We start from the raw sequence: 15,292 nt of genomic DNA on the forward strand, positions 1-15,292 counted from the left end.
TTTGAGGAGAATGAAATTGCCGACTGGTTAATGAGGGTTAACCAGTAAGCAGTGGCAATTATAAGGCATATAACAGAGGGTTAATAAAATGAAAGTTAAAGTACTGTCCCTCCTGGTACCAGCACTCCTGGTGGCAGGCGCAGCAAATGCGGCCGAAATTTATAACAAAGATGGCAACAAATTAGATCTGTACGGCAAAGTCGATGGTCTGCACTATTTCTCTGACGACAAGGGTGCCGACGGCGACCAGACCTACATGCGTCTTGGCTTCAAAGGCGAAACTCAGGTTAACGATCAGCTGACCGGTTACGGCCAGTGGGAATACCAGATCCAGGGCAACACCTCCGAAAGCGAAAACGATGCCTGGACGCGTGTGGCGTTCGCGGGTCTGAAATTCGGTGACGCGGGTTCTTTCGATTACGGTCGTAACTACGGCGTAATCTATGACGTAACCTCCTGGACTGACGTTCTGCCAGAATTTGGCGGCGATACCTACGGCGCAGACAACTTCCTGCAGTCCCGTGCTAACGGCGTAGCGACCTACCGTAACCAGGACTTCTTCGGTCTGGTAGATGGTCTGAACTTTGCCCTGCAGTATCAGGGTAAAAACGGCAGCGTAAGCGGTGAAAACGTAGGTGGCCGTAGCCTGCTGAAACAGAACGGCGACGGCTACGGTGCATCCGTGACCTATAACCTGGGCGAAGGTTTCAGCGTGGGTGGCGCAATGTCCTCCTCCAAACGTACCGCCGATCAGAACGGCGCAAGCGTTTACGGTCATGGCGATAACGCAGAAGTCTATTCTGGCGGCCTGAAATACGATGCCAACAACATCTATCTGGCAGCGCAGTACTCCCAGACCTACAACGCAACCCGTTTCGGTACCTCTAACGGCGACAGCCCGACTACCGCTTACGGCTTCGCTAACAAAGCGCAGAACTTCGAAGTGGTTGCTCAGTACCAGTTCGACTTCGGCCTGCGTCCATCCGTGGCTTACCTGCAGTCTAAAGGGAAAGACATCGAAGGTTACGGCGATCAGGATCTGCTGAAATATGTTGATGTTGGTGCGACTTACTACTTCAACAAAAACATGTCCACCTACGTGGATTACAAAATCAACCTGGTTGATGAAAATGAATTCACCCGTCAGGCGGGTATCGGTACTGACGATATCGTAGCGCTGGGCCTGGTTTACCAGTTCTAATCGCTTCACCGTGTGACGTAAGGGGCCTGATGGCCCCTTTTTTGTGCTTCCCGGATTCTCACAACTCACCCGTTTTGGTGTACTCTTGCCGCCCTGGCATGAGGATAATAATGAATGGACATGACTTTTTTACGCGCCAGCTTTCTGGCTATGCTTTTTTTCCTGGCCGCGTGTAACGATCCCACACCCGTGGCGAAAACCGACGCACCCGCCGCGACGGTGCTCGAAGGCAAAACGATGGGCACCTTCTGGCGCGTCAGCGTGATGAACCTCGATAAAACGCGTACAGATGAACTTCGCGGCAAAATCCAGTCTCAGCTGGATGCCGACGATCAGCTGCTCTCAACCTATAAAAATGACTCGGCGCTGATGCGCTTTAATCTCTCCACCAGTACCTCCCTGTGGCCGGTGAGCGAAGCGATGGCCGATATCGTGACCGAATCCATACGCGTGGGTTACAAAACCAACGGGGCGATGGATGTGACCGTCGGACCTCTGGTGAACCTCTGGGGATTTGGCCCTAACAAACAGCCGGTGACCACGCCCGAACAGGCGGCCATTGATGACGCCCGCGCCCGCACAGGGCTGCAGCATCTGACGGTGATCAATCAGTACGGGCAACAGTACCTGCAAAAAGATATCCCCGATCTGTTTGTCGATCTGTCGACGGTTGGGGAAGGCTATGCGGCGGATCATCTTGCTGCGCTGATGGCCCAGGAAGGCATTTCCCGTTATCTGGTCTCCGTGGGCGGCGCGTTAGTCAGCCGGGGGATGAACGCCAGCGATAAGCCGTGGCGCGTAGCGATTCAAAAACCGACCGATCGGCAAAATGCCGTGCAGGCGATAGTGGATATCAACGGTCACGGCATCAGTACTTCCGGAAGCTACCGTAACTATTACGAGCTTGACGGGAAGCGTATTTCGCATGTTATCGATCCGCAGACCGGGCGTCCCATCACGCATAATCTGGTCTCGGTGACGGTCATCGCCCCCACCGCGCTGGAAGCGGATGCCTGGGATACCGGATTAATGGTTCTCGGCCCGGAAAAAGCCAAAGAGGTGGTTCGCCAGGAAGGACTGGCCGTTTATATGATCACCAAAGAGGGCGACGGGTTCAAAACCTGGAGCTCGCCGCAGTTCAAGAGTTTCCTGGTGCACGACAAAAATTAAAAAGCAAGGTTACGGGTTTTTTATCACTGGCGCTCAGGCACGCTCTATGTATGCTTACATGAGGAGCCGATAATGAGAAACCCGACCTTTATTACCGATGAGGATCGCTGGCAGGCCGTGCTGGCCCGCGATCCGCGCGCTGACGAGCGGTTTGTCTTCGCCGTACAGACTACGGGAATTTTCTGCCGTCCGTCATGCCGTGCCCGACACGCGCTGCGTAAAAACGTCCGCTTTTATCCCGATGCCTACCATGCCGTACAGGCAGGGTTTCGCCCGTGCAAGCGCTGCATGCCTGACAAACGCGATCCGCAGGAGCAGAAGCTGGCAAAAGTGGAACACGCCTGCCGTCTTCTGGAGCAGGATCCCACGCTAACCCTGGAGGGGCTGGCGCAGCAGGTCGCCATGAGCCCTTTCCATTTCCACCGTCTGTTTAAGTCCGTGACCGGCATGACGCCAAAAGCCTGGCAGCAGGCGGCGCGAGGCCAGCGCCTGCGCACCGCGCTTGCACAGGGAGACAAAATTACCGACGCCGTGCTGGCAGCGGGGTTTCCCGACAGCAGCAGCTATTATCGTAAAGCCAACGATGCGCTGGGCATGACGGCGAAGCAGTACCGCAAAGGGGATGTGGCGGTGCGTTATGCCATCAGCGGCTGTTCGTTAGGACGCTGTCTGGTGGCAGAAAGCGAGCGGGGGATCTGCGCGATCCTGCTGGGTGACAGCGATGAAGAATTAGCCGAAGAGCTTGCCGCGCAATTTCCAAAAGCAGCACATGCGCCGCTGGAAGAGGATTTCGCGCAGCGGGTCCAGCAGGTGATTGCCAGTATTGATAACCGCGACGTACCGCTTGCGCTGCCGCTGGATATTCGCGGAACCGCTTTCCAGCAGCGCGTCTGGCAGGCCCTTCGCAACATTCCCTGCGGCGAAACGGCAAGTTACCAGCAGGTGGCGCAGGCGATTGGCCAGCCCAGTGCGGTACGCGCCGTTGCCGGAGCCTGTGCGGCAAACACGCTGGCGATTGTGATCCCCTGTCATCGCGTGGTTCGTAGCGACGGCGCGCTGTCGGGTTACCGTTGGGGGACGGCGCGAAAAGCGCTATTACTGAAACGTGAGGCGAAACGCCAGGAGGGATAATGCTCGATCTTTTTGCGGATGCTGAACCCTGGCAGGAGCCGCTTGCGCCGGGGGCGGTGATCCTGCGCCGCTTTGCGCTCTCCCGTGCGGCGGCGCTGCTGGCCGGTATCGACGAGGTGACGGCGGTTTCGCCGTTTCGCCATATGGTGACGCCGGGCGGCTACACCATGTCGGTAGCCATGGCCAACTGCGGGGAACTGGGCTGGGCGACGAACGAGCGGGGCTATCTGTATGCCCCGAACGATCCCGCTACCGGCCAGCCGTGGCCCCCGATGCCTGCGGTTTTTCAGGCTCTCTGCCACGAGGCCGCCGTAGCAGCGCAGTATCCTGACTTCCGGCCGGATGCCTGCCTGATCAACCGCTACGCCGTTGGCGCGAAGCTCTCGCTGCATCAGGACAAGGATGAACCCGATCTGCGCGCGCCTATCGTCTCGGTATCGTTAGGTTTGCCTGCCGTCTTCCAGTTTGGGGGATTACGCCGCAACGACCCGCTCAAGCGCATCATGCTGGAACATGGCGATGTGGTGGTGTGGGGCAGGGAGTCGCGGCTGTATTATCACGGCATTCAGCCGCTGAAACCCGGGGTTCACCCGCTCACGGGCGAGTACCGTTATAACCTGACCTTCCGTCAGGCGGGGCACGGTAAACTAAAATAAGAATTATTCTTGATGTACACGCAGGGCAGTTTACACTGCTGGCTGATTTTTATTGTCCGGATTGCCTGCATGCAACTACTTCTCCTCGTCTGGCGTCAGTATCGCTGGCCCTTCATTGCAGTAATGGCGTTAAGCCTCGCCAGCGCCGCGCTGGGTATTGGCCTGATCGCGTTTATTAACGTGCGGTTGATTGAAATGGTCGATACCTCGCTCTCCGTTCTGCCGGAGTTTCTCGGCCTGCTGCTCCTGTTGATGGCGGTTACGCTCGGTTCCCAGCTGGCGCTGACCGCGCTCGGGCACCATTTCGTTTTCCGTTTGCGCAGTGAGTTTATCAAGCGGATCCTGGACACCCAGGTTGAGCGCGTTGAGCAGCTCGGCAGCGCATCCCTGCTGGCGGGGCTGACCAGCGACGTGCGCGCCATCACCATCGCGTTCGTTCGGCTGCCGGAGCTGGTGCAGGGGATCGTTCTGACCTTTGGCTCGGCTGCCTATCTCGCCTGGCTCTCCAGCAAAATGCTGGCGGTGACCGCCCTGTGGATTGCCATTACCATCTGGGGCGGCTTTATGCTGGTGTCGCGCGTCTATAAACATATGGCGGTGCTGCGCGAAACCGAAGATAAGCTCTACAACGATTACCAGACGGTGCTGGAAGGGCGCAAAGAGCTCACCCTGAACCGCGAGCGCGCCGAGCATATCTTTAATCATCTCTATATCCCGGACGCGCGCGAATACCGTCATCATATTATTCGCGCCGATACCTTCCACCTGAGCGCGGTGAACTGGTCAAACATCATGATGCTGGGTGCCATTGGCCTGGTATTCTGGATGGCGAACGGCCTGGGCTGGGCTGACACCAACGTAGCGGCAACCTACTCGCTGACGCTGCTGTTTTTACGCACGCCGCTGCTCTCGGCGGTCGGTGCGTTGCCCACCCTGCTGAGTGCGCAGGTGGCCTTTAATAAGCTCAAAAAATTCGATCTCGCGCCGTTTAAAGCCGAATTCCCGCGCCCGCAGGCCTTCCCGAACTGGCAGACGCTGGAGCTGCGTAACGTCACGTTTCGCTATCAGGACAGCGCCTTCTCCGTGGGGCCGGTCAACCTGACGCTCCGCCGCGGTGAACTGCTGTTCCTCATCGGCGGCAACGGCAGCGGTAAATCTACGCTGGCGATGCTGCTGACCGGACTCTATCAGCCGCAGTCGGGCGAGATTTTGCTGGACGGCAGGGCGCTGAGCGCGGAGAAGCCCGAGGATTACCGCAAGCTTTTCTCGGCGGTGTTCACCGACGTCTGGCTGTTTGACCAACTGCTGGGGCCGGAAGGGCAACCGGCCAATCCTGCGCTGGTGGAAAAATGGCTGGCGCAGCTGCAGATGTCGCACAAGCTGGAGTTACAGGACGGGAAGATCCTCAACCTGAAGCTGTCCAAAGGGCAGAAAAAGCGCGTGGCGCTGCTGCTGGCGCTGGCGGAAGAGCGTGACATCATCCTGCTGGACGAGTGGGCGGCCGATCAGGACCCGCATTTCCGCCGCGAGTTTTATCAGGTGCTGCTGCCGCTGATGCAGGAGATGGGCAAAACCATTTTCGCCATCAGCCACGACGATCACTACTTCATTCATGCTGACCGCCTGCTGGAGATGCGTGACGGCAAGCTGAGCGAGCTGACCGGTGAAGAGCGCGATGCGGCCTCGCGTGACGCGGTAGCGCGCACGGCCTGATGCCCTTACCCTGGCCCTCTCCCACTGGGAGAGGGGATAAATCGTGGCCGCGATGCCGCTTTTTTCTCCATCCCGCCGCGTTGTTTATTCTTATTTACATATCCCCGCGCTATGCTTAACCCCAACTCATTTAATGGATTTATGATTGATGTCGGTATTAAAGAAAAACAGCGCCAGACAGCGTGACCAGGAGCGCGCGCGACTCATCTGGCTTCTCACGACCGATAAAGCGGTCACTTCTACGCTTTTAGGCAAACTCACCCTGGCTGAGCAATATGATGTCGGCACCCTGGCCGACGATATTGCTGAGGTAGGTGCGCTGGTTGCTCATTTACCCCCGCCGGATCTGGCGGATACCCTTGAAGCGCTTCCCTCGGAAGAACGTCACGCCCTGTGGCGTCTGGTGCAGGATCACGAGCGCGGGCAGGTGCTGCTTGAGGCCTCCGAAAACGTCTGGGACGACCTGATCGACGAGATGAGCGACCGGGATATTCTCGACGCTCTGCAAACCCTGGATATCGACGAGCAGATTTACCTCGTTCAGCATCTGCCGCGAAACCTGACCGGTCGCCTGCTGGCGTCGCTGCCTGCCGATGAACGCGCGCGCGTCCGTCAGGTGATGCACTACGAGAAAAACAGCGTCGGCGCGATCATGGAGTTCGGCGTTATCACGGTGCGACCGGACGTCACGCTCGGTACCGTGCAGCGCTATCTGCGTCGCCTGGGCAAAATGCCGGACAACACCGATAAACTCTTTGTTACCTCCCGGGATAAAACCCTGCTTGGCGAGCTGGAGCTGAAAACCATCCTGCTCAACAGCACCCAGCGGAAGGTGAGCGAGGTGATGGAAAACGAGCCGATGGTCTTCTCCCCGGAAGACGACGCGGAGAAAGCGGCGCGTACCTTCGAGCGTGACGACCTGGTGAGTGCCGCCGTCGTGGATTCCGTCGGCAAACTGATGGGGCGTCTGACCATCGATGAGATCGTTGATGTGGTCTATGAAGAAACCGACAACGACCTGCGCGCGCTCGGAGGGATCAGCGCCGAAGATGACGTCCATGCCTCCGTCGGCAAGGCGGTGAAAACGCGCTGGGCGTGGCTGGCCATTAACCTGTGCACCGCGTTTATCGCCTCCCGGGTGATCGACGGTTTTGAACACACCATTTCGCAGCTGGTGGCGCTGGCCTCGCTGATGCCGATTGTGGCCGGAATTGGCGGCAACACCGGAAACCAGACCATCACCATGATCGTCCGCGCCCTGGCGCTGGAAAACATTCAGCCCGGTAACTTTGCCTTTCTGATCTTCAGGGAGATGGGCGTGGCGCTGATTAACGGCCTGGTGTGGGGCGGGATTATGGGCGGCATCACCTGGTGGCTGTACGACGATATGGCCCTGGGCGGCGTGATGATGCTGGCGATGGTGCTGAACCTGCTGGTGGCATCAATGATGGGGGTCATTATCCCGCTGACGATGACCAAACTGGGGCGCGACCCCGCGGTGGGGTCGAGCGTGATGATCACCGCCATCACCGATACCGGCGGTTTCTTTATTTTTCTTGGGCTGGCGACGATTTTTCTGCTTTAAGTCGACGCTTAATGCGGGCGGGGAGGAGTGCCATGACGATAATCCCGCCCAGCACGCCAATCGCCAGATTGCCGGTTGATACCGTGGCGGCAACGGTGACCAGCATGACGACCGTTTCTGCTATCGGGGCCGTTTTCACCGTGGCTGGCTGAAGGCTGTGCCAGCTGAAGGTTTTGACGGCGACAATCGCCATAATACCTGCCAGCACCGCCATCGGGATGTTGGCCATCACGTCGCTGAGCGCCGTCACCAGGATCAGCAGCACAATGCCCGCCGCAAAGGTTGAAATGCGGCTTCGACCTTTCCCCATCTCCACGTTGACGATGGTTTGTCCGATCATCGCGCAGCCTGCAATCCCGCCATAAAATCCGGCCAGAATATTGCCGACGCCTAGTCCAATGCTTTCGCGGCGTTTACCTGACGGTGTCGAGGTCAGCTCATCCACCAGCTTTGCCGTCAGCAGGGATTCCAGCAGGCCGACAAACGCGATGCTCAGCGCGCACGGCCAGATAATGCTCAGCGTCTGCACATTGAGCGGGACCAGCAGCTCGGTAAGACCCGGCAAACCTCCGCTCATGGAGCCTTCATCGCCCACGGTTGGCAGGATTTGACCGGTTGAAACGGTGAACAAGGTAAGCACAACAATCGCAATCAGCGGGGAAGGGATGCTTTTGATATAGCGCGGCACCCACAGCACGATCAGCAGCGTCAGGACGAACAGGCCCACAATCAGCGGGCTTCGGCTCCAGAAATGCGGCACCTGAGCGAAGAAGATCAAAATGCCCAGGGCGTTAACAAATCCGGTCATGACCGACTGAGGTATAAAGCGCATCAGCCTTGCCATGCCCAGCACGCCAAACAGAATCTGAATCACGCCCGCCATCAGCACGGCGGGAAGTATGTACTGTACGCCGTGCTGATGCACCATCGGGCCAATGACCAGCGCCACGGAACCGGCCGCTGCCGTGACCATCGCCGGACGGCCCCCGAGTACAGACAGGGCAAGACACAGCACCACGGAGGCGATCAGGCTGACCTTCGGGTCAACGCCCGCCACAACCGAAAATGAGATAACCTCGGGGATCAGCGCTAGGGCGGTAATCACGCCAGCCAGCGTTTCACGCGTCAGCCGCTTTGGGGAACGCAGCACGTTGGCTACGCGGTCTTCGGGGGATACAGCAGAATGGGGTAGGGACATAACAGTTCGCTGGTTAGGGCAGGCTTCCGTGCGCGCGATCACAAAACGCAACATACTAGCCAGTAAAACCGCGCTTTACCAGACGCATCGATAATTCCTCACAAACAATCCATCATTAAATTTCACAATTACAATAATTTCGTAACCTTTAAACAATATTTAAAAGTTGTTACCGTGCCCCCGCAGCTTTTTTCACCTGCAATTTCCACGCATCAAGCACTTTTACACTAAGGCATAAATTATGAAAAAAATGACTGCCATGCTCTTTTCTCTGGCCGTGGGGCTTAACACCGTCTCCATGGCGGTGAAAGCTGACGCACCAAAAGAGCAGGAAACGGACGTCCTTTTGATTGGTGGCGGTATCATGAGCGCCACGCTGGGAACCTATCTGCAAGAACTGCAGCCGGACTGGTCTATGACCATGGTCGAGCGCCTTGATGGCGTGGCGCAGGAGAGTTCGAACGGATGGAATAACGCCGGTACCGGACATTCGGCACTCATGGAACTGAACTATACGCCGCAGAAAAAGGACGGTTCCATTAGTATCGAGAAGGCGGTAGAGATCAACGAAGCATTCCAGGTTTCTCGCCAGTTCTGGTCTCATCAGGTCAACAGCGGCGTGATGCACGACCCGCACTCCTTCATCAACACCGTGCCGCACATGAGCTTTGTGTGGGGTGAGCAGAACGTTAACTTCCTGCGCGCGCGCTACGCCGCTCTGCAGCAGAGCACGCTGTTCCGCGGGATGAAATACTCGGAAGACCACGCGCAGATTAAAGAGTGGGCTCCGCTGGTCATGGAAGGTCGTGACCCGAACCAGAAAGTGGCGGCAACCCGTACCGAAATTGGTACCGACGTTAACTACGGCGAAATTACCCGTCAGCTGGTGACGTCTCTGAAGAAAAAAGAGAACTTCAACCTGCAGCTCAGCACCGAAGTGCGCGGTTTCAAGCGCAACGCGGATAACAGCTGGAGCGTGACCGTCGCCGATCTGAAAAACAACGAAGCCGAGCACGTCATCAAGGCGAAGTTTGTCTTTATCGGTGCGGGCGGCGCGGCGCTGAAGCTGCTGCAGGAGTCCGGTATTCCGGAAGCGGACGACTACGCGGGCTTCCCGGTGGGCGGCCAGTTCCTGGTGTCCGATAACCCGGAAGTGGTGAATCGTCATCTGGCAAAAGTGTACGGCCAGGCTTCCGTTGGCGCACCGCCGATGTCTGTTCCGCATATCGACACCCGTATGCTTGACGGCAAACGCGTGGTGCTGTTTGGGCCGTTCGCGACCTTCTCCACCAAGTTCCTGAAAAATGGCTCCCTGTGGGATCTGCTCAGCGCCACGACCACCTCTAACGTCAAGCCGATGATGGACGTGGGTCTGGATAACTTCGACCTGGTGAAATACCTGATTAGCCAGGTGATGCTCTCTGACGACGACCGTTTCGAGGCGCTGAAAGAGTACTATCCGCAGGCGAAAAAAGAAGACTGGCGTCTGTGGCAGGCGGGTCAGCGCGTACAGATCATCAAGCGCGATCCGAAAGAGGGTGGCGTGCTGCGTCTGGGTACCGAAGTGGTAAGCGATAAGGATGGCACCATCGCCGCGCTGCTGGGTGCGTCGCCGGGCGCGTCTACCGCTGCGCCAATCATGCTGCACCTGATGGAAAAAGTGTTTAAAGATAAAGTCGCCAGCCCGGAATGGCAGGCGAAGCTGAAAACCATTATTCCATCCTACGGCACGAAGCTGAACGGCAACGTGAGCGCGACGGAGCAGGAGCTGGAATACACCAGCCGCGTACTGCAGCTGCAGTACATCAAGCCACAGGCTGCGGATGCGGCGCCAAAAGCGGAGCTGAAGCCTCAGCCGGAAAACAAACCGGTTGCGGATATCGCGCTGTAAGATAAAAGCAAAACGGTAACATCCGTTACCGTTTTTAGTGTTTTCTCCCTCTCCCAGTGGGAGAGGGGCGGGGTGAGGGCACCAGAGCGCACCCTTTCCGGGTCGGGTAAGGCGAAGCCGCCACCCGACTTAATTTCAACGTACTACGGCTTGTCCGATGTTCTCATCAGCCTTCCAGATGCGATACTTCACTTCCACGTTTTCAGGCGTATAGACCACGATCGGCAGCTTGCTGTTGTAGCGCAACAGACTGTTGTCGCCCAGATACGCCGTTACAAATTTCTTCTCTTTCTTGCCGTCCGGGCAGGCCATCATGGTGGAGACCGGAGAGGTCACTTTGTCAAAGACGTAATAGTCGTAACCCCAGCCTTCCAGGGTTTTGCTTTCCAGCTGACCGCCCAGACGGTGCTGGTTGCAGTCCACTTCCAGCGTCTTGCCAATTAACAGTTCCACTTTGAAGTTCGCTTCATCCTGCTGAACCGGCAGCTGAATCACCTGACGCTTCATCCCTTTGTCCGCCTGCGGGTACGGAGCCACTTTTTCCAGCGGCTGCTGTTTTGGGGTTTCGCTGGCGAAAGCGCTGCTGCTGACGCACGCGGCGGCGATGAGGGCGATGGCAAATTTAGGTGCGTTTTTCATTGTCATTCCTTTATGTCAAAACGATCCTGCGCAGGTTAACATAACAACGATGAATGATTGGTGTTATTTACTTACATTTTCACTATAGGTAGCGTTATGCGCTTTTAATTTACCTGTTTAGTGGTTGTTTGTGCTGGTGTGGAGTCGGGTGCCAGTTCGTGTTATTTTAGACCCTATATATTGTTATTCATCTGTAAAAGGGAAGAGAGATGGTTCGTGCAAAACTGAAAACGCCTGAAGGCCGCAAGTTCCTCCTGGCGCTGCTGGTCGTATTTATGATTGCCGCCGCGTGCGTGGGGCGGGCAACCATTGTTGGCGTTATCGAACAGTACAATATTCCCCTCTCAGCCTGGACAACCAGCATGTATGTCCTGCAGTCGGCGATGATCTTCGTCTACAGCCTGGTGTTCACCGTTCTGCTGGCCATCCCGCTGGGCATTTTCTTCCTGGGCGGACGTGAGAAGCATTAAGCGCGGACTCGCAATAGCTAAGCCATCCTGCCGGATGGCTTTTTTTATGGTCTCATCCCACTCTCCTCAGGTTTTTTTAATCCGCGATATCCTATCCTGTAAGCATTCAGGCAACTGTTTTTAAAGCAGGAGCGGTAGATGCGTTCCAGATTTCCAGTGCTCAGCCAGATCCCCAAAGGCGTCTGGGTTGTAGGAGGCGTCAGTATGTTGATGGATATCTCGTCAGAGAGTATTCACAGCCTGCTGCCACTTTTTATGATGACCACCCTCGGTACGAGCGTGCTGTTTATCGGCCTGATTGAAGGGCTGGCGGAGGCCACCGCGCTTTTTATTAAGGTCTTTTCGGGGGCGATAAGCGACTACCTGGGTCAACGTAAGGGGCTGGCCCTGCTAGGGTATGGCCTGGGGGCGTTAAGCAAACCCCTTTTCGCATTAGCGTCCTCTTCCGGGATGGTTTTAGGCGCACGTCTGATAGATCGTACGGGGAAGGGGATACGGGGCGCACCGCGGGATGCGCTGGTTGCAGACGTCACGCCGCCGGAAATGCGTGGTGCGGCATATGGTCTGCGTCAGTCAATGGATACCACAGGCGCATTTCTTGGCCCATTACTGGCCGTAAGCTTAATGCTATTGCTGGACAACGACTTTCGCACTGTTTTCTGGATAGCCCTTATCCCCGGTCTGCTTTCAGTTGCCTTGCTCTATTTTGGCCTTCAGGAGCCGAAAACTCCCCTCGAACATAAACGTACTAATCCCATTAAACGAGAGAATTTAAGGCGGCTGGGTAAAGCGTGCTGGTGGGTGATTGGCCTTGGTGCAGTGTTCACGCTTGCCCGGTTTAGCGAGGCTTTTCTCGTCCTTCGTGCGCAGCAGTCGGGCGTTCCTCTGGCCCTTATTCCGCTGGTGATGGTGGTCATGAACGTACTCTATTCCCTTTCCGCTTACCCTTTTGGCAAACTTTCTGATGGCATGCGCCACACCCGGCTTCTGCAGTGGGGGCTAATGGTGCTGATTGTTGCAGATGTTGTTCTGGCCCTGAGCAGCCACTGGATGGGGGTCATTTTAGGCGTCGCGCTTTGGGGAATACATATGGGTATGACCCAGGGATTACTGGCGGCAATGATCGCTAAAACCGCACCGCCCGATCTCCGCGGCACGGCTTTCGGTATTTTTAGTCTGGTCAGCGGCGTGGGATTATTAATCGCCAGCGTGGGAGCCGGCGCGATATGGGAAACGTTTGGCGCGGAATATACGTTTTATGCCGGAGCGGTGATTTGTCTGGCTACGCTAGTGTATCTGCGCAAAACGCCGGACGAGTCGAAATAAAAAACCAGCCATCAGGCTGGTTTTCAGTGTGTTTTTGGTCGGCACGAGAGGATTTGAACCTCCGACCCCCGACACCCCATGACGGTGCGCTACCAGGCTGCGCTACGTGCCGACGCATAAAAAGAATACTACTCGATTCCGTTTTGAATGCAAGGGAATCTGTCGCTAACTGGTTTATTATTAATCAGTTAGCGATGAAGCGCTTCTCATCCGTCAGGACCTGAAGCAGCAGGCTCAGCTGCGGTTTCTGGTCTTTCAACCGTTCACCCTGCAGATTGTACGTCTGATAATTCCCGTTGCTGTTCAGCACCAGCGTCAGCTTCGGCGTGGTGACTACCAGCGTATTATTCCCCGCCGCCGTCACCCAGCTGTGGCGGCGCGCGGCGCTGAAGAGATCCTGCCCCTGCGAATACTCGTTTGCTGGCGTGCTGACGTGCAGCAGGCGTTGCATCAGGGTGGTCATCACATCTTTATGCTCGGTGAGCATATTGATGCGCTGCGCCGGGGTGCCAGGCCAGTGGATCACCAGCGGAACCTGCAGATTCGGGCGAGACCAGCTCATACTCTTCGTCTCGTCACCTAGCGGGATGCCATGGCCCGCGGTCACGATCACCACGGTATTGTCCAGCTTGCCCGACTCGCGAAGCGCGTCAAGCACGCGGCCTATCTGCGCATCAACATCGCCAGCCGCGCGACCGTAGCGGCGCGCAAAGTCACTCTTATTGCTGTTGGCAAGCGTTGTGCCGTTAAAGGCAACCCATGAGAACCAGCGGTTATCTTCCTGGGCGTAGCGCTGCAGCCAGTTTATCCACTGGCTGGCGGTCTGCGCGTCGGACTGATTTTGTGCCGTCGGCAGTGAGAAATCGGACAGCAGCGCCTGGCGGTAGAGCGGGCTGTTAAAGCCATCGGAGGAGAACAACCCTAGCTGATAGCCTTGCTGATTCAGCCCGGTGATCAGCGCCGCAGGCGTGCGGGTAGACAGTACGCCGTCCATGTAGCCGGCTGAAATGCCATAGAAGAGGCCAAAGATGCCCGCATCGGTTGTGTTACCGGAGCTCATATGCTGAGTAAACGAGACGTTCTGACTCGCGAAAGCGGCCAGCGCAGGCATCTGCTTCTCGAAACGGGAATAGTTCAGGCCATCGACGGTGATCAGCAGGACGTTTTGCCCGCGCCCCATATCGCGGTAGTTCAGGTCGCTCAGAGGATACTGAACGCTGACGGCTTCCGGGTTGCCCTGCTCGATAAGACGGCGCTGGTACTCCTGTGCATCAAGCAGACCGTGTTTCTCGAGGAAGCGACGGGCCGTCATCGGGTACGAGAGCGGCAGGTTCGCGCGCTGCATGGTAATAGGGCGATAGAAGTTCGCATCCGCCCAGATATACATGATGTGCGAACTGATAAAGGAGACGAAAAAGAGCGCGGCGACGGGCTTCGCATAATGGCGTCGCCGGGTCAGACTGCGGAGCTTTTGCCAGCTCCAGGTGGCGAACAGCATCTCAATCAGCAGGATCACCGGGACGCTGATAAACATCAGCTGCCAGTCACGGGCCGTTTCGTTCTGGTCGGGGTTAATCACCAGTTCCCAGACGATGGGGTTGAGGTGCAGGTGGAAGCGGGTGAACACTTCACTGTCGATAAGCAGCAGCGTCATCCCCACCGTCGCAAGGATGGCGGACAAGAACCGCATCAGACGCTGCGACATGACGATAAACGTCAGGGGGAACAGGATCAGCAGATAGGTGGCGAAAACCAAAAAGCTAAAGTGACCGACAACGCTTATCCAGGAGTAGATACGCCCGGTTAGCGTTGTTGGCCAGTCTGCGACAAACAGATAACGACAGCCAATGACCGTCGCCAGCAGAATGTTGAACAGGGCAAACCAGTGCCCCCAGCTGACCATCTGGGAGACTTTTTCACGGTAGCGCTGACGATTCGTCACCATAAACTGTTGTTCGTATCCCTTAATGGGCCGGGTCGTTGCTGACGGACGACTGTAAAGCCTGGGCGAACGATTTTGCGATCGCCTGACGCTGAGCCGGAGCAACGCTGGTGTTAATCAGGTTGGTGACCATATTTCCCAAAACCATCAGGGAGAGATCGGTCGGCGTTTTATGTTTTTCCAGTACGTTGACCAGCTCACTGAGCAGTTGTTCAACGTGTTCATCACTGTAGCGGGAATGTTGTGGCATAAATCAAAATCAGTTTGTTGATGAAAGGGCAACATATTACCGTAGCAACAGCTTTTTTTCCCCTTTTTTATCTGTTGTTGCACACATGTCCTGGTGGTGGTTGAATACCGCCCGGTCTAA

13 protein-coding genes and 1 tRNA gene are annotated in these 15,292 nt (G+C 56.6%); 9 read left to right on the forward strand and 5 right to left on the reverse strand.

Going from position 1 to position 15,292, the window contains the following annotated elements:
• The first annotated feature begins 88 nt into the window (after window positions 1–88).
• The 6 genes from USF70_RS11465 to mgtE all read left to right on the forward strand — a co-directional run bounded on the left by USF70_RS11465 (window position 89) and on the right by mgtE (window position 7,456).
• Window positions 89–1,201, forward strand: a complete 1,113-nt coding sequence (locus tag USF70_RS11465) for a porin OmpC (protein ID WP_033146057.1) — start codon at window positions 89–91, stop codon at window positions 1,199–1,201.
• 114 nt (window positions 1,202–1,315) lie between these two features.
• Window positions 1,316–2,371 carry an FAD:protein FMN transferase ApbE gene (gene apbE, locus USF70_RS11470; RefSeq protein ID WP_232937564.1) on the forward strand — a complete coding sequence of 352 codons (1,056 nt, stop codon included), beginning with the start codon at window positions 1,316–1,318 and terminating at the stop codon, window positions 2,369–2,371.
• 72 nt (window positions 2,372–2,443) lie between these two features.
• A complete protein-coding gene (gene ada, locus USF70_RS11475; protein WP_320735641.1) occupies window positions 2,444–3,502 on the forward strand; it encodes a bifunctional DNA-binding transcriptional regulator/O6-methylguanine-DNA methyltransferase Ada in 1,059 nt (352 codons plus the stop codon).
• The gene (gene alkB, locus USF70_RS11480) at window positions 3,502–4,158 is read left to right on the forward strand and encodes a DNA oxidative demethylase AlkB (RefSeq protein ID WP_033146054.1); all 657 of its coding nucleotides are present in this window, start codon (window positions 3,502–3,504) and stop codon (window positions 4,156–4,158) included. Before ada ends, alkB begins: the two co-directional genes overlap by 1 nt.
• 69 nt (window positions 4,159–4,227) lie before the next feature.
• Window positions 4,228–5,871 carry a multidrug ABC transporter permease/ATP-binding protein gene (locus USF70_RS11485; protein WP_320735642.1) on the forward strand — a complete coding sequence of 548 codons (1,644 nt, stop codon included), beginning with the start codon at window positions 4,228–4,230 and terminating at the stop codon, window positions 5,869–5,871.
• 148 nt (window positions 5,872–6,019) lie between these two features.
• Window positions 6,020–7,456, forward strand: a complete 1,437-nt coding sequence (gene mgtE, locus USF70_RS11490; protein ID WP_021241530.1) for a magnesium transporter — start codon at window positions 6,020–6,022, stop codon at window positions 7,454–7,456.
• On the opposite strand, the gene USF70_RS11495 is transcribed toward mgtE, so the two are convergent.
• Window positions 7,419–8,708 carry a SulP family inorganic anion transporter gene (locus tag USF70_RS11495; RefSeq protein WP_048980011.1) on the reverse strand — a complete coding sequence of 430 codons (1,290 nt, stop codon included), beginning with the start codon at window positions 8,706–8,708 and terminating at the stop codon, window positions 7,419–7,421. The two genes, mgtE and USF70_RS11495, sit on opposite strands and share 38 nt — an antisense overlap.
• A 187-nt stretch (window positions 8,709–8,895) precedes the next feature.
• Here USF70_RS11495 and mqo point away from each other — a divergent pair, with 187 nt between their 5' ends.
• The gene (gene mqo / locus USF70_RS11500; RefSeq protein WP_320735643.1) at window positions 8,896–10,545 is read left to right on the forward strand and encodes a malate dehydrogenase (quinone); all 1,650 of its coding nucleotides are present in this window, start codon (window positions 8,896–8,898) and stop codon (window positions 10,543–10,545) included.
• 135 nt (window positions 10,546–10,680) lie between these two features.
• Here the strand turns inward: mqo and eco are convergent, their stop codons facing one another.
• Entirely contained in the window at window positions 10,681–11,184 is a 504-nt protein-coding gene (eco, locus tag USF70_RS11505; protein WP_033146052.1) for a serine protease inhibitor ecotin, read from the reverse strand.
• A gap of 209 nt (window positions 11,185–11,393) precedes the next feature.
• Between eco and USF70_RS11510 the strand changes: the two genes are divergently transcribed.
• Both USF70_RS11510 and USF70_RS11515 read left to right on the forward strand, forming a co-directional pair.
• Window positions 11,394–11,654, forward strand: coding sequence for a DUF2534 family protein (locus USF70_RS11510; protein ID WP_008500962.1), 261 nt, complete (start codon window positions 11,394–11,396; stop codon window positions 11,652–11,654).
• A gap of 138 nt (window positions 11,655–11,792) precedes the next feature.
• Window positions 11,793–12,980: an MFS transporter gene (locus tag USF70_RS11515; protein ID WP_320735644.1), complete on the forward strand. Its 1,188-nt coding sequence runs from the start codon at window positions 11,793–11,795 to the stop codon at window positions 12,978–12,980.
• Window positions 12,981–13,015: 35 nt separating this feature from the next.
• Here the strand turns inward: USF70_RS11515 and USF70_RS11520 are convergent.
• The 3 genes from USF70_RS11520 to USF70_RS11530 all read right to left on the reverse strand — a co-directional run bounded on the left by USF70_RS11520 (window position 13,016) and on the right by USF70_RS11530 (window position 15,172).
• Window positions 13,016–13,092 (reverse strand) — tRNA-Pro (locus USF70_RS11520).
• Window positions 13,093–13,164: 72 nt separating this feature from the next.
• Complete coding sequence (gene yejM / locus USF70_RS11525; protein ID WP_047060568.1) at window positions 13,165–14,925, reverse strand: LPS biosynthesis-modulating metalloenzyme YejM; 1,761 nt, start codon at window positions 14,923–14,925, stop codon at window positions 13,165–13,167.
• Between the two features lie 19 nt (window positions 14,926–14,944).
• Window positions 14,945–15,172, reverse strand: coding sequence for a YejL family protein (locus USF70_RS11530; protein WP_008500958.1), 228 nt, complete (start codon window positions 15,170–15,172; stop codon window positions 14,945–14,947).
• Between the last annotated feature and the right edge of the window lie 120 nt (window positions 15,173–15,292).

The organism is Enterobacter sp. 237C8 (genome assembly GCF_034106865.1).
Taxonomy (GTDB): Bacteria; Pseudomonadota; Gammaproteobacteria; order Enterobacterales; family Enterobacteriaceae; genus Enterobacter; species Enterobacter asburiae_B.